Genomic DNA, 14,046 nt, shown 5'->3' with positions numbered 1-14,046 from the left:
CATGGGACGAGATGGACACGGGCAACCTCCTTCACGACAAAGCGGGAAGGTCAGTCTGCCTCAATCAGCGCCAGCCCGCGCCCATGGGATCTTTTGTAGCTCCTTTGGCGGGACAGCGGCCCCTGAACCTAGGCCTCGTTGTTCAAAGTCCCTGTGTTCTGTTGCCATTGCTATGGCGATGACGCGCAACTGTCACGATCCAATTTGTGTGCCGCTCACGATTCCAACCCGCCCTGTGTCATAGTTGCAACAACGGCCGGATAGACGCGGCGCTTGCCAGCGGCGAGCGCGGCGCATAGAGCTTGCCGCGCCGGGGGCAACGGCGCACAGGATGATGGACGCGGGATGATATTGAACCGGTTCGAGCGGATGATCGCGAAACGCTACCTGCTGCCCGGCAAGGGGGAGGGGTTTATTTTCCTCGTCGCGGGGATCAGCCTGGCGGCGGTCATGCTGGGGGTTGCCGCGCTTATCATCGTGATGAGTGTGATGAACGGGTTCCGCGCCGAACTGTTCGACAAGATCGTCGGCCTCAATGGTCATGCGGTGGTGCAGGGCTATGGCGGTCGCTTGCCGGACTGGCGCCGCGTTCTGGCCGAGGCAAAGGCGACACCGGGCGTTACCAGTGCGACGCCGCTGATCGAGCAGCCGCTGCTCGCCAATTATCAGGGGCGTGTGGAAGCGGTTCTGGTGCGTGGCATGACCATGCCGGATATCAAGACCAATCCGATCCTTCACGGCAAATTGAAGGCGGGGAGCCTTTCGTCCCTCGCGCCGGGCAGCAACACGGTCGCGATCGGATCGGGCCTTGCCGAAAATCTGGGGGTGACTGTGGGGAGCAGCATTTCCGTCATTAATCCGGCCGGGCGCTCGACACCCTTTGGAACGGTGCCCCGCGAAATCTCTTACCGTGTCGGCGCGATTTTCGAGGTCGGCGTCTATGACTATGACAAGGCGTTCGTCATCATGCCGATGGAGGACGCGCAGACACTGCTGCTCCTCGGCGATGTCGTCGGCATGATTGAGGTGGAGACGGTCGATGCCGACAAGGTGGGTAATATCCTTGCCCCGCTCGCCGACAAGGTGGAGGGGCAGGCGGTCATCAGCGACTGGCGGCAGATGAACAGCAGCCTGTTCGAAGCACTGCAGGTAGACCGGATCGTGTCCTTCGTGATCCTCTCGCTCATCATTCTCGTTGCGGTGTTCAACATCCTCTCCTCTCTCATCATGCTGGTGCGCGCCAAAACGCGGGATATCGCCATCATGCGCACGATGGGCGCGCGCCGATCGAGTCTGCTCAAGATTTTCGTGACGGTGGGCGTCACGATCGGGTCGCTTGGCATGGCGGCGGGCGTGGTGCTCGGGTTCATCTTCCTTTACTTCCGCGAGCAGGTGCTGAATTTCATCCGGCTGGTGACGGGCCAGAATATCTGGGACCCATCCGTCCGCTTCCTTGCGGAACTCCCGTCCAAGCCCGATCCGGTGGAGATCGTCACGATCTGTGCCATGGCGCTGATTTTCAGCTTCCTCGCAACGCTCTATCCGGCGTTCAAGGCTGCCAACACCGATCCTGTGCAGGTGCTGCGCTATGAATGACATTCTCGCCGTCGCTGGTCTCAAGCGCAGCTTTACGCAGGGTGGGGTTACCATTGATGTTCTGCGCGGCATCGACCTCGCTGTCGCGCGGGGCGAGATCGTCGCGCTGCTCGGCCCTTCGGGCTCGGGCAAATCGACATTGCTTCAGGCGGTCGGCTTGCTGGAGGGTGGATTTGAGGGATCGATCCGCATCCTCGACGAAGAAGCTGCGCAACTGAGCGGGGACGAACGGACCCGCCTGCGTCGCGATGCGCTGGGCTTCGTCTATCAGTTCCATCACCTGCTGCCCGACTTCAACGCGACCGAGAATGTCATGCTGCCGCAGATGGTGCGCGATGTCGCCGACGCCGTGGCGCGCACCCGTGCCGCCGACCTTTTGACCAGCCTCGGGCTTGGCCATCGGCTTGATCACCGGCCCAGCCAGTTGTCCGGCGGTGAACAGCAGCGCGTCGCCGTCGCACGCGCGCTCGCCAACCGCCCCGCGCTCGTGCTGGCGGACGAACCCACCGGCAATCTCGATGAGCGCACTGCCGACATTGTGATTGACGAGTTCATCCGCCTGGTCCGCGAAGAAGGCAGCTCGGCCCTTGTTGCCACTCACAACGAACGCCTTGCTGCCCGCATGGACCGCGTCGTGCGGCTAAGTGAAGGAGTGCTGGTGGAAGTGGCGGTTTGAAACCCTTCTTTTACATTCCGGTTCGGGCTGAGCCTGTCGAAGCCCCGTTCTTTCCGATCAGCGTCGAGGAAAAGAACGGCCGTTGACCGTCGGTCGCCTTCTGCTCGGCAGGCTCAGGGCGAACCGGGAGAAACAGCTGCGGGCACTACTCGCACTGTTCTACCTTGGCTTGCACACCAACCATCACCGCGTCCCGATAACACGCCGCCACCTCACCCAGAACCGAAAGCGCGAGCATCTGCGGATCTCGGGTGGCCGGGATCATGCCGATCGGCCCGCGCAATCGCGCGCGCAACTCCGCACTCACGCCTTGCGCCTCGAGCAGGGTAAGCCGTCCCTCATGCGTTTTCCGGCTCCCTAGCGCGCCAATATAGAAATAATCGTCCTTGAGTGCCTGCGCGACGAGGTGCTCCTCCCAGTCCCGGTCGTGAAACAGGAACAGCAAGGCGCTCCACGGGTCGGGCGAGATGTCTGGAAGCGTGCGGCTGCTGCGCAGATGCTGCACGGCGATGCCCTCCGTTCTCAGCAACGCCGCATTGCCCTCGTCCGGGGTGTACGCCTCAACCCGTGCGCCATAGCAAGCCGCCAGTCGTGCTGTCCCGGTCAGCTCCTCGCCCTGTCCGATCAGCACTATGCGCAGCGGCGGCGCAATCACCAGCGCGAATGCCTCTCCGATCCATCGGGAAAGCATTGCGCCTTGGGGCAGAGGGTCGATACCAACCCGACCGTCGCGGTCCAGGGCCAGACAGACCGGTTTCCGTGCCGCCAGAAGTTCCAGCGCCGCGCCCACCGGCGCCGCAGGGGGCAGGGGGCTGAACAGCAGATCGATCCCGCTGCCGCATGGCAGGCGTATGTCGATATAGGGAGAGCCTGCCCCAAACCGGACCAGCCGCGCATCGCCGTCGCGGATCGCGTCGATCGCCTCCGCCACCACCGCTTTTTCGATGCACCCGCCGGAAAACGACCCCGCACATGCTCCATCTTCGGCTACAGCCATGATCGTGCCGATGCCGCGCGACGTGCTGCCCTCGATGCCGGTCAGCGTCACGAGCGCAGTGCGCTCGCCCGCCGACCCGCGCGCCGCCAGAAAGCGCAACACATCTTCGGGGGCATCGGTAATGGCCATGGATGGGACACCTGTTGGCGCACGGAATGCGCTATTCGCTGCCAGACATGGCATAAACCGACGCTACGGTCAAAGTCGGGTCGCCCGCTTTTGTTCCGTCGGTCCGTTCACCCGGCCCATGGCGGCGCAACGGAATAGAGCTCGGTCACATAGTCGATGAACGCTGTCACTGCGCCGGGTGCCCCGATGATGGGTGGGTGCACGGCATAGATGCCGACATCGCTTGATCCCTCATGGTCGGGCAACAGCCGCTCCAGCAGGCCGCTGCCCAGTTCCGCACCGACATCCCACAGGGACCGCAGTGCAATCCCGCCACCCGCCAGCGTCAGCTCCCGCACCACCTCGCTCGAATTCGTGGCAACGACGCTCGTGCCCTCGACCATTCGTACGCCGTCGGGTCCGCGCAGCCGCCATGGCAATTGCCCGTCCGCCGCCAGCAGCCGATGCCAAACCAGCTCAGCGATACCGTCCGGTCGTCCATGCTCGGCGAGATAGGCGGGTGCGGCGCAGATCACGCGCGGGCTGCCGGCCAGCCTGTGATGCACCAGCCCCGGTCCCGGTTCAGCGCTGATCCGGATGGCCAGATCGAACGGGTCGGACATCAGGTCGGTAATTTCGTCTGACAGGTCGAGCCGCAGTTCGATGGAGGGAAAGCGTCTCAGAAACTCGACAAGGTGGGGGGCAAGATGCATGCGCCCGAACGATGTCGGTGCCGTTACGCGCAGCAGTCCAGCGGGAACGCCACGCTTGCCCCGAACTTTCTGCTCGGCATCGCGTAGCGCGTTAAGGATCTGGGTGATGTCACCGTATAGCCGCTTGCCCTGCGGGCTCAGCGCGATTTTGCGTGTGGTGCGGTGGATCAGTCGCGTGCCCAGCCTCTGTTCGAGCTGCACGAGCCGTTTGGACACCATGGCGGGCGACAATCCCACTGATCGCCCGGCCGCCGAGAGGCTGCCCTGAGCAACGATTTCCGCAAACAATTCGTAATTGGGGTCCATCATCTTTTCATTTTCCGAAAAGCTGTCGTGAATTATTCTCCTCTACTCAATAGCCGGAAAATGTCTATTGCCGTGTCCAACCCGATTCCGCCGATGGAGATGACTATGAGCACCTATATCAACCGCGCCGGTTTGCAGGTCGCAGACACCCTTGCCGGCTTTATCGAGCAGAACGCGCTGCCGGGTACCGGCATCGATGCGAATGCCTTTTGGGCGAGCGCTGCAGACCTATTTGCCCGTTTCGCGCCGGAAAACGCGGCGTTGCTCGCCAAGCGGGAGGATTTGCAGGCGAAGATTGACGCGTGGCACATCGAACGTGCCGGAAAGCCGCTCGATCAGGCGGAATATCAGGCATTCTTGCGCGGCATCGGCTATCTGGTCCCAGAACCCGCGCCGTTTCAGGTCGACAGCACGAACATCGACGAGGAACTTGCCACCATGGCCGGGCCGCAGCTCGTCGTCCCGATCCTCAACGCCCGCTTCCTTCTGAATGCCGCCAACGCGCGCTGGGGCAGCCTGTACGATGCGCTCTACGGCACGGACGCTATTCCCGGCGTGCCCGCAGGCAAGGGCTATGACGCAGAGCGCGGCGCGCAGGTTATCGCTTGGGCGCGTGCCTTCCTTGATAACGCGGTTCCCGGTTGGGAAAAGGCATTGACGGGTGAGGCTGGCGCCCCAGAGCATGCGACATTCGACAAGGGTTTTCTGTTCAAGCACAATGGCTTGCATATCGAAGTGATCGTGGACCGCTCGCATCCGATTGGCGCAACCGATCCGCTCGGCGTGGCTGACGTTATTCTGGAATCGGCGCTCACCACGATTTGCGATCTGGAAGATTCGGTTGCCGTGGTCGACGCCGAGGACAAGGTCGTTGCCTATTCCAACTGGCTCGGCCTCATGAAGGGCGATCTGGAAGATACGTTCGAGAAAAATGGCGCGCCGATGACGCGTCGGCTGAACGGCGATCGCGAATATAGCGCTTCGTCTGGCGCGACGTTCACGCTGCCGGGACGCAGCCTGGTGTTCGTACGCAATGTCGGCCATCTGATGACGACGCCCGCCGTTCTGCTGGCTGACGGCAGTGAAGCGCCGGAAGGGATCCTGGACGGTATCGTCACATCGCTCATCGCGCTGCACGACCTCAAGGGCAATGGCCGTTTCCGGAACAGCCGCACAGGCAGCATCTACATCGTGAAGCCCAAGATGCACGGTCCGGAAGAATGCGCCTTCGCCGATCGCCTGTTCGACGCGATCGAGGATATGCTGGGCGTTGCGCGCTACACGATCAAGATTGGCGTGATGGATGAGGAACGTCGCACGTCCGCCAATCTCGCCGCGTGCATCGAAGCGGTCCGCCATCGCGTCATGTTCATCAATACCGGCTTCCTCGACCGCACGGGCGACGAGATGCACACGTCGATGCGCGCCGGGGCGATGATCCGCAAGGGCGATATGAAGAGCAGCGACTGGATCGCGTCGTACGAGGACCGCAACGTCCAGATCGGTCTCGCCTGTGGCCTGTCCGGCAAGGCGCAGATCGGCAAGGGCATGTGGGCCGCGCCCGACCGCATGGCCGATATGCTCGAGCAGAAGATCGGTCACCCGAAGACGGGCGCGAACACCGCCTGGGTGCCATCGCCGACCGCCGCCACCCTTCACGCTACCCATTATCACAGCGTCGACGTGTTCGCCCGTCAGGCCGAGCGCCGGGCGGAAGGCATCGCCAGCCTCGACAGGCTGCTGACCATCCCGGTCGCTGCGGGGGTGAACTGGTCGCCGGAAGACATACGCGCCGAGCTCGACAACAACGCGCAGGGCATATTGGGCTATGTCGTGCGCTGGATTGATCAGGGCATCGGCTGCTCGAAGGTGCCTGACATTCACGACATCGGCTTGATGGAAGACCGCGCCACGCTGCGTATCTCGTCTCAGCATATGGCGAATTGGCTGCTCCACGGCGTTGTTAGCGCTGCGGACATTGACGCGGCGTTCACCCGCATGGCGGCCAAGGTCGACGCGCAGAATGCGGGCGACCCGCTCTACCGCCCGATGTCAGGGAACGAGGCGACGAGCCTCGCCTATCAGGCAGCCCGCGCGCTCGTCTTCGAGGGCGTCAGCCAGCCGAGCGGTTACACCGAACCGCTGCTTCACGCCTATCGTGCGAAGCTGAAGGCTGCGGGGTAATCACGCGCAATGAGCGTCGACACCGTTCGTGCTGAGTGGCTATTGAGCGAAGACGAAACGGCGTATCGAAGCACCCATCCTTCGATACGGGTCTTCGACATGCTCAGCCACAACTCAGGACGAACGGAAGAATTGGGCAGCCTTTAAGAGCTTGGCTCCTAGTTCGCCCGCACCCAGGCGGACACTTCCGCCGCGACCTGATTCGCCGCCTGCCCAATCGGTCCCGCGACGCGTTCGGCGCTGATCTTCCCGATCGGCACCGAAGCGGTGAAGCGTTTGCGCAAAATCTGCGCCTCGCCACCCTCGGGAGCTGCACGATTGAGTGATGCGTCGAACGTCACGACCGCCTGTCCTGTGCGCGCATCCGCGCCGAAAGCGATCAGTTGCCCGGTCAATTGCCGGTCGCTCGCCACCGGATATTCGTCGGCATCGGCGACGAACACCCCGTCTGCGCCGATGGTTTCGACCAACAGCCGCAAGAACATGATGCGCGGTGCCTCTGCCCATTGCGCGTCCTTCACATAGGCAATGCTCGACGCGTTGACCTGCACCGGCACACGGGTGGTGGCGAGCGCACGGGGCACATCGGGTGTGCGGACAGCCAGCCGCGGCGTGCCCACGCTCGTCCGGTCGACCCCGGTTGCGATGGTTTTCTGCGGGGCAATGGTCAGCAGCTGCGGAGGTGGCTTCGCGCCGAAGGACACGCATCCGGCGAGGACGGTCGACAGCAGCGCGGGAGCCAGCAGGGTTCGGGTGGGGAAGCGGAACATGGCTTTTCCTTATGGCTTATAGTCGGGCAGGGCGGGCGATCCGACCAGCGAGCCGGCCCCCTGTTGATCGAGCTTTTCGGAGAGTGCGCGGAAATTGCGTGACATCTCGCGCAGGTCACGCACCAGCAGGCCAACCTCCGGCATGGTCTGGCGCGAGAAGGTCTGCACGCCCGGCCGCGCTTCGGCGATCGTCTTGTCGAGAGTCTGGAGACTGCTGTTGGCCGATTTAATGGTGGTGCGCAGATCGGCTATCAGCGGGCGGCCATCCTGATCGATCAGCGCGGTGGTCGAATTCGCGAGCTTGCCGATTTCTTCCGCAGCAATTCCCGCCTTTTGCAGGGTCAGCCGCGTTTCGGCGATCGTTGCGGCGATTTCCGGTCCGCGCGCGGCCAGCGCACCGGTCAGGCGGTCGGTGTTCGCCAATATCCCCGCAATGCTTTTCTGGTTCTTGTCGTCGAGCACCTGCGTCAGCCGTTCGGTAAGGGTCGAGATGCGCTGCAGCAGCTGCGGCGCGCTGTTGAGCAACTCGCCCAGCGCTCCCGGTTTGGTCGGGATGACCGGCACACCGTCGGGGCAGGCGGCGCGGATGTTCGTGTCCGGACAGGTGATCGGAGGCGCGCCTTTTACCGCACCATCCAAAACAATTTCCGAAACGCCGGTAAAGCCCACGCCCTGAATGGTGGCGGTTGTGCCCTGCAGAATCGGCGTTTCGCGTTTCACCGCGATCCGCACCCGCACGAAGCCGGGGTCACGATCCCACAGGTCTATTTCCTTGATCTGGCCGGATGGAACGCCCGCGAAGGTTACGCCCGATCCCTTGGCCAGGCCGTTGACCGACTGTTTGAAATAGATGTCGTACAGTGCGTCCTCGCCGTCCGAGATGCGTGAGAACCAGAATGCCGCCGCCATAACCGCGAAGATGAGGAAGAGCACGACGCTGCCCACCAGAACATGATTTGATCGTGTTTCCATCTCAGTCGTCCTTCTCTGGCGTATCGCCAACGGGGTCCGCTTCTCCGTCCTGCGGAAGATCCGGAGGAGTGCGCGGTTCCCCATGGCTCTTTTGCGCCGATACCGCTGCCCGTCCACGCGGGCCGTTGAAATATTCCTGGATCCAGGGATGCTCGGTGGCGAGCAGCTCCTCGATCGTACCGACCGCGATCACTTTTTTGTCAGCGAGAACCGCCACCCGGTCGCAAATGGCGTAGAGCGTATCGAGATCGTGCGTGATGAGGAATACGGTCAGCCCCAGCGTCTGCTGCAACTGGCGGGTCTGCTCATCGAACGACGCCGCACCGATCGGGTCAAGACCCGCCGTCGGTTCATCGAGGAACAGCAGATCGGGGTCGATCGCCAGCGCGCGCGCCAGACCGGCGCGCTTGCGCATGCCGCCCGATAGTTCGGACGGATATTTCGGCCCCGCCTCGGCAGGCAGTCCGGTCATGCGGATCTTGTACGCGGCGATATCCTCGCGCAGCTTGTTGCCGATATGCGGGTAAAACTCCCGCAGCGGCACCGCGATATTTTCCGCCACTGTCAGCGTCGAGAACAGTGCCCCGCCCTGGAACAATACGCCCCACCGCTTGCGCAGCGCGACGGTTTCCTCGTCGGTGCGATTGATGATCGGCTGGCCGAACACCTCGATCTCGCCCTCGTCGGGAATCTGCAATCCGATGATGGACCGCAGCAGCACGGATTTGCCTGTCCCCGATCCGCCGACCACGCCCAGAATCTCGCCCGCCCGCACATCGAGGTCCAGATTCTCGTGCACGACCTGCTCGCCGAAGCTGTTGCGCAGGCCCCGGATCTTCACAGCGATTTCGCCCGCCCGAATGGCCTCTTCGACCTTCTCCTCGTCGATGGCGAGATCCTCGTCGCTCATATCCATCCCACCCACGTGAAGAAGACGGCGAAGAACGCGTCGATGACGATCACCATGAAGATCGCCTGCACAACCGCCGCCGTGGTGCGCAGGCCCACCTCCTCGGCGTTGGCCTTGACCTGCAATCCCTGAAAACAACCGGTCATGCCGATGATAAGGCCGAAGACCGGCGCCTTGACCAGCCCCACCCACAGGTCGGTGATGGGCACCACTTCGCGTAGCCTTTGCACGAAGGTAACCGGCGGAATGTCGAGCGCAATGGCGCACAAAAAGCCGCCGCCAAACACCGCGACAAGCGAAGAGTAGAAACCCAGGAGCGGCATCAGCACAACGGACGAAATAATGCGCGGCATGATCAACGCCTCCATCGGCGAGACGCCGATCGTGCGCATCGCGTCGATTTCCTCGGTCAGTTTCATGGTACCGATCTGCGCCGCGAATGCCGATCCGGACCGACCGGCGACCATGATCGCCGTCATCAGCACACCCAGCTCGCGGAAGGTCAGGCGCCCGACCAGGTTGACGGTCAGCACCTCCATGCCGAACTGGCGCAATTGCACCGAACCCTGCTGGGCGATCACGATACCGATCAGAAAGCTCATCAGTCCGATAATGCCCAGCGCCGACACGCCCACGACCTCAAATCGCTGAACGACCGCATTGATGCGCAGCCGCGACGGATGACGGATCAGCGACCATGTGGCGATCAGCACGCTCCCGAAAAAGCCGAGCAGACCCAGCAGCGTCTGCACGCTGAGGATCGTTGCCTCGCCGATCTGCGACAGAATGCGTTGCACGGCGGGGGTGGCATCCGGGCGGACGCGCACGACATTCTCCGATCCCGCGCTCACCGCGTCGATCAGGCGGCGCGTGTCGTCATCTGCGCCGGTGATCTCCGCACCAAGGCGTTGAGCATGGCTGTGGACGAGCCACGCGCCGATCGTATCAATATGGTCGATATCGGACAGGTCTATGGCTTTGACTGGCTCGGTCACGGCATCCAGGTCGGACGGCAGCGAACCCAGAAAGTTGATCGCCAGCACGCCGCCCATGCGCAGCACAGGCCCGCCATCCCGGTCTTCTATGGTAAAGTGCGCCGCATCGTTCATCTGATCGGATTTACTGGTCCATTATCGGTTGCGCGGCAAGCCGAAACGGCCCATCCGCAAGACAGAATGATGCATAAGCCGGAAGGTTGCATGTGGCTTACAATGAAACGGCACGCGCAGTGACGCGGCTCGCCATCTATGACATGGACCGGACCATTACGTTTCGGGGCACCTACACGCCTTTTCTGCTACATGTGGCCACCCATATGGCCCCGTGGCGGCTGATTTTCGCCCCAGTCGTTCCGTTTATCATGATCGCTTATGTGCTGCGGTTCATTTCCCGGCGGCGGTTGAAAGAAATGAATCAGGCACTGATGATCGGTGGCCGGGTGAGCCGTGCGCGGCTTCAGCCGCATATCGAAAGTTTTGCTCGGAAGGTGATGGAGCGAAACGTTCGCCCCGGCGCACTGGCACAGGTCGCGGCCGATCGCGCGGCGGGCTATCGTCTCGTGCTCGCAACGGCTTCCTACCGACTCTATGTGGAGGCGATCGCCCGGCTGCTGGGCTTTGACGCGGTGATCGCGACCGATCATCTTGGGCAGGGTCTGGATTATGTGCGCGCGCGCATCGCTGGTGACAATTGTTACGACGCCGCCAAGCTGGGCATGATCCAGGCGTGGATGGTGCAGCACGACGTCCACCGCAACGCCGCCCACATCCGCGCCTATTCCGACCATGTCTCTGACGCGCCGATGCTCGAATATGCCGACGAAGCCTTCGCCGCCAACCCGCACCCACCGCTGGCGAAACTCGCGCAGGAACGCGGCTGGACACGGGTGGACTGGGGATAGGCTATCAGAGTTTACTTCATCCGTTCGTTCTGAGGTGGGACTGAGCTTGGCGAAGCCTGTCCTGAGCGCCTGCCTTGGCAGGCAGTCGAAGGGGCCCGTATCGAAGGGCAGATGCTTCGATACTCCATTTCGACAAGCTCAATGGCTACTCAGCACGAACGGATGTTTGTAATCCAATCAGCGAAATCTGCCGCCCATAGCCCGGTTCGTTCCGGTGGCACGACCGACGATAGCTGTAAAAGCGGTCCGGCTGGACATACGTATCCTGCCCGAGTGCCTCGATCCGCTGTATGCCCGCACCTGCCAGCCGCGCGACCACATAGGCCTCGATATCGAACTGCGCGTGGTCCGGGCGACCTTCGCGGAAGAAGCGCTCATTATCCGGATCGTCCGCCAGGAATCGCTGCACAAAGCCAAGGTCGACTTCATAAGAAGCCCGCGCGATGCACGGTCCGATCGCGCAAGCGATCCGGTCCCGCGCCGCGCCCAGCCGTTCCATCGCATCGAGGGTCTGATCGGTCACCCCGCTGATCGCGCCCTTCCATCCGGCATGCGCCGCGCCGATGACGCCCGCTTCGCGATCGGCAAACAGCACCGGCACGCAATCGGCGGTCAGGATGCCGAGCAGCAGTCCGGGAGTGGTCGTCACCAGCGCATCGGCATGGGGCCTGTCCTCGTCCGGCAAAGCGCTATCGACGGTCACTACATCGGGCGAATGCACCTGATGTACGGTAACCAGTTTTGCACCCGGCAACACAGCCTCGCTGGCAAGGATCCGATTTTGCGCGATCGCCGCCCGGCTGTCGTCCGATCCCAGCCCGACGTTCAGCCCGGCATAAAGGCCGGTCGAGACACCCCCGCGTCGTCCCAGAAATCCATGGGGCACGCCATCCAGCAAGCCGCTGCGCAATACTTCGACGCTCATGCGAAACCCTCCGGCCGGTCCCATGCAGGGTGTACGATCGCCATCGCCTTGAACAGCGTCCCCATCTGCTCGGGTGCGGTCAGCCTATGTTGTGCGGCTTCGATCTCTTCGGTGCGCTCGGGCGCATTGCGCGCCAGGATCTGCGCGCGCGGACCGATACCCAACTGCGTGAGAAACGCGCCTTGCCCAACCGGGCCATATACGGACAGCCCCGCCTGACGGGCCATATTTCCCAATGTGCCGAAATCGACATGGGCGGTGAGGTCGCTTTCGCCCACGTCGACGAACGGGTCGGTCATCCTGTGCCCCTTCACCGCCTGCAATGTGTCGCCTAGCGCAGGGCCGTCATAGCCATAATCGACGATGATCGCCGCGCCGCCCTGCCGCGCGATGCGATTGGCAAGGGCGAAGGCGACTGCCGCGCCAGCCGGACTGCTTTCGAACAGCGCGCCGACCGGTGCATCGCGCAGGTGGGCGGGCACAGCCGCATCCATCGCTCGTGGTCCGGCGCAGGGGGCGAACGCTACATCCTCCGCACCCTCACGCGGGACCAGCACCCGCTCGAACCAGCCCGTCTGCGTCCGCTCCATCTGACGGATTGGCAACGCATCAAAAAATTCGTTGGCGACGACCAGCAGCGGTGCATCGTCGGGCAGGCTATCGATATCGTCGTGGAAATGCGCATGGGGCAGGCGGGACTGCTGCGCCTCCCGCAGCACCGGACTCGTCTCGACGAAATGCACGCGCGGGGCAAAATGCGCCTGCTCCATCGCGCGCAGGGCGTCGACGGCAAGCGTCCCACGACCCGGCCCTAACTCCACATAAAAGGCCTTGTCCCGCCGACCGGCCCGCATCCAAATGTCGGCGAGGCACAGTCCGATCAGCTCGCCGAACATCTGGCTGATCTCCGGCGCGGTGGTGAAGTCGCCCGCTAGTCCCAGTGGATCGCGTGTTGCATAATAACGCGCGTTCGCTTCCGCCATGAAATGCGCGATGGAGATTGGCCCGCTCGCCCGGATCACCCGGGTCAGGCGGGCGGCGAGTGTGTCAGGCGACACTTTCGCTGCCCGCGATGGGCTCCACCCGGATGCGGCGGCTCTTGGCCGTGGCAATAAGGTAGATGCCCCCCACGATCATCGGCAACGTCAGCCACTGGCCCATATGCAGGCCGGTCCGGTCAGCAAATTCCATAAGCTGCGCGTCGGCTTCGCGGAAAAACTCCACCGCGAAGCGCGCACAACCGTAGCCCAGCAGGAAAATGCCGACGAGCTTGCCCGGCTCGTACCGGGCCCTCGTTTTCCAGAACGCGAACCACAGGATGATGAACAACAGCGCGCCTTCCAGCGCGGCCTCGTAGAGCTGACTCGGGTGGCGCGGGACCGGCCCGCCGGTGGGAAAAATGATGGCCCAGGGCGCATCGGTCGGCTTGCCCCACAATTCGCCGTTCACGAAATTCGCCAGCCGCCCAAAGAGCAACCCGAACGGTACGCAGCATGCGATATAATCGTGCACGCGCAGCCAGTTGAGTTTTTCCTTCCACGACAGATACAGGATGCCGCACGTCACGCCGAGCACCCCGCCATGAAACGACATGCCGCCATTCCACAGCTTGAAGATGTCCATCGGGTTGTGCAGAATATCGGGCTGGTAAAACAGCACATAGGCCAGCCGCCCGCCGATGATGATGCCCAGCGTGGCATAGAAGATCATGTCGTCGGCATGACGTCGTGCCATCGGCGCACCGGGTTCGCGGATCAGACGGAGCAGATACCAATAGCCAATCAGGATCCCCGCCAGATAGGCGAGCGAATACCATTTGATCGCAAAGAACCCGAGGTTGATGGCAATGGGGTCGAGCCCCAGTTTTTCAAAAGAGATCGGCCCGTGGAGGAGAGACGTGATTATTTCGTGCAAGGCTTTTCCCCGTGGTTTTTTGCCTGCATAAAGCAAGCGGCCCTATAAGAAAAGCGGATGACGACGGGCGGAGAG

At 62.7% G+C, this 14,046-nt stretch carries 13 protein-coding genes; 4 read left to right on the top strand and 9 right to left on the bottom strand.

Annotated features, from left to right (window positions below; genetic code table 11):
• Positions 1 to 345 precede the first annotated feature (345 nt).
• Together FHS92_RS12045 and FHS92_RS12040 are read left to right on the top strand one after the other, a co-directional pair.
• Complete coding sequence (locus FHS92_RS12045) at positions 346 to 1,596, top strand: lipoprotein-releasing ABC transporter permease subunit (protein ID WP_184080915.1); 1,251 nt, start codon at positions 346 to 348, stop codon at positions 1,594 to 1,596.
• Positions 1,589 to 2,272: an ABC transporter ATP-binding protein gene (locus FHS92_RS12040; RefSeq protein WP_184080913.1), complete on the top strand. Its 684-nt coding sequence runs from the start codon at positions 1,589 to 1,591 to the stop codon at positions 2,270 to 2,272. Before FHS92_RS12045 ends, FHS92_RS12040 begins: the two co-directional genes overlap by 8 nt.
• Before the next feature lie 145 nt (positions 2,273 to 2,417).
• Here the strand turns inward: FHS92_RS12040 and FHS92_RS12035 are convergent, their stop codons facing one another.
• Both FHS92_RS12035 and FHS92_RS12030 read right to left on the bottom strand, forming a co-directional pair.
• Positions 2,418 to 3,398, bottom strand: a complete 981-nt coding sequence (locus FHS92_RS12035) for an XdhC family protein (RefSeq protein ID WP_184080911.1) — start codon at positions 3,396 to 3,398, stop codon at positions 2,418 to 2,420.
• 107 nt (positions 3,399 to 3,505) lie between these two features.
• Positions 3,506 to 4,399: a LysR family transcriptional regulator gene (locus tag FHS92_RS12030; protein ID WP_184080909.1), complete on the bottom strand. Its 894-nt coding sequence runs from the start codon at positions 4,397 to 4,399 to the stop codon at positions 3,506 to 3,508.
• Between the two features lie 102 nt (positions 4,400 to 4,501).
• On the opposite strand from FHS92_RS12030, the gene FHS92_RS12025 reads away from it, so the two are divergent.
• Positions 4,502 to 6,580: a malate synthase G gene (locus FHS92_RS12025; RefSeq protein ID WP_184080907.1), complete on the top strand. Its 2,079-nt coding sequence runs from the start codon at positions 4,502 to 4,504 to the stop codon at positions 6,578 to 6,580.
• A 158-nt stretch (positions 6,581 to 6,738) separates the two neighbouring features.
• On the opposite strand, the gene FHS92_RS12020 is transcribed toward FHS92_RS12025, so the two are convergent.
• From FHS92_RS12020 to FHS92_RS12005, 4 genes are read right to left on the bottom strand one after another with little or no spacing between them, the layout of a single operon-like run.
• Positions 6,739 to 7,350 carry an ABC-type transport auxiliary lipoprotein family protein gene (locus FHS92_RS12020; protein WP_246351954.1) on the bottom strand — a complete coding sequence of 204 codons (612 nt, stop codon included), beginning with the start codon at positions 7,348 to 7,350 and terminating at the stop codon, positions 6,739 to 6,741.
• Between the two features lie 9 nt (positions 7,351 to 7,359).
• Complete coding sequence (locus FHS92_RS12015; RefSeq protein ID WP_184080905.1) at positions 7,360 to 8,322, bottom strand: MlaD family protein; 963 nt, start codon at positions 8,320 to 8,322, stop codon at positions 7,360 to 7,362.
• Position 8,323: 1 nt separating this feature from the next.
• Positions 8,324 to 9,232, bottom strand: coding sequence for an ABC transporter ATP-binding protein (locus tag FHS92_RS12010; protein WP_184080903.1), 909 nt, complete (start codon positions 9,230 to 9,232; stop codon positions 8,324 to 8,326).
• On the bottom strand, positions 9,229 to 10,341 hold the full coding sequence (locus FHS92_RS12005; protein WP_184080901.1) for an MlaE family ABC transporter permease: 1,113 nt from the start codon (positions 10,339 to 10,341) through the stop codon (positions 9,229 to 9,231). Before FHS92_RS12005 ends, FHS92_RS12010 begins: the two co-directional genes overlap by 4 nt.
• A gap of 92 nt (positions 10,342 to 10,433) precedes the next feature.
• Here FHS92_RS12005 and FHS92_RS12000 point away from each other — a divergent pair, with 92 nt between their 5' ends.
• A complete protein-coding gene (locus tag FHS92_RS12000; RefSeq protein WP_343056726.1) occupies positions 10,434 to 11,132 on the top strand; it encodes an HAD family hydrolase in 699 nt (232 codons plus the stop codon).
• 145 nt (positions 11,133 to 11,277) lie between these two features.
• Here FHS92_RS12000 and pgeF read toward each other — a convergent pair whose 3' ends face one another.
• Genes pgeF through lgt form a run of 3 tightly spaced genes read right to left on the bottom strand, consistent with a single transcriptional unit; the run spans position 11,278 to position 13,971 of the window.
• Positions 11,278 to 12,057 (bottom strand): peptidoglycan editing factor PgeF, encoded by a 780-nt coding sequence (gene pgeF / locus FHS92_RS11995; RefSeq protein ID WP_184080899.1) that lies wholly within the window; start codon positions 12,055 to 12,057, stop codon positions 11,278 to 11,280.
• Complete coding sequence (locus tag FHS92_RS11990) at positions 12,054 to 13,115, bottom strand: class I SAM-dependent methyltransferase (RefSeq protein WP_343056725.1); 1,062 nt, start codon at positions 13,113 to 13,115, stop codon at positions 12,054 to 12,056. The genes pgeF and FHS92_RS11990 overlap by 4 nt, the downstream gene beginning before the upstream one ends.
• Positions 13,105 to 13,971, bottom strand: a complete 867-nt coding sequence (gene lgt, locus FHS92_RS11985; protein ID WP_184080897.1) for a prolipoprotein diacylglyceryl transferase — start codon at positions 13,969 to 13,971, stop codon at positions 13,105 to 13,107. The genes FHS92_RS11990 and lgt overlap by 11 nt, the downstream gene beginning before the upstream one ends.
• Positions 13,972 to 14,046: the final 75 nt, after the last annotated feature.

Source organism: Sphingobium subterraneum, from assembly GCF_014199435.1.
GTDB classification, from domain to species: Bacteria; Pseudomonadota; Alphaproteobacteria; order Sphingomonadales; family Sphingomonadaceae; genus Sphingobium; species Sphingobium subterraneum.
The sequence above is the reverse complement of the archived record's forward strand: the minus strand, read 5'-3'. Positions and strand labels throughout refer to the sequence as shown.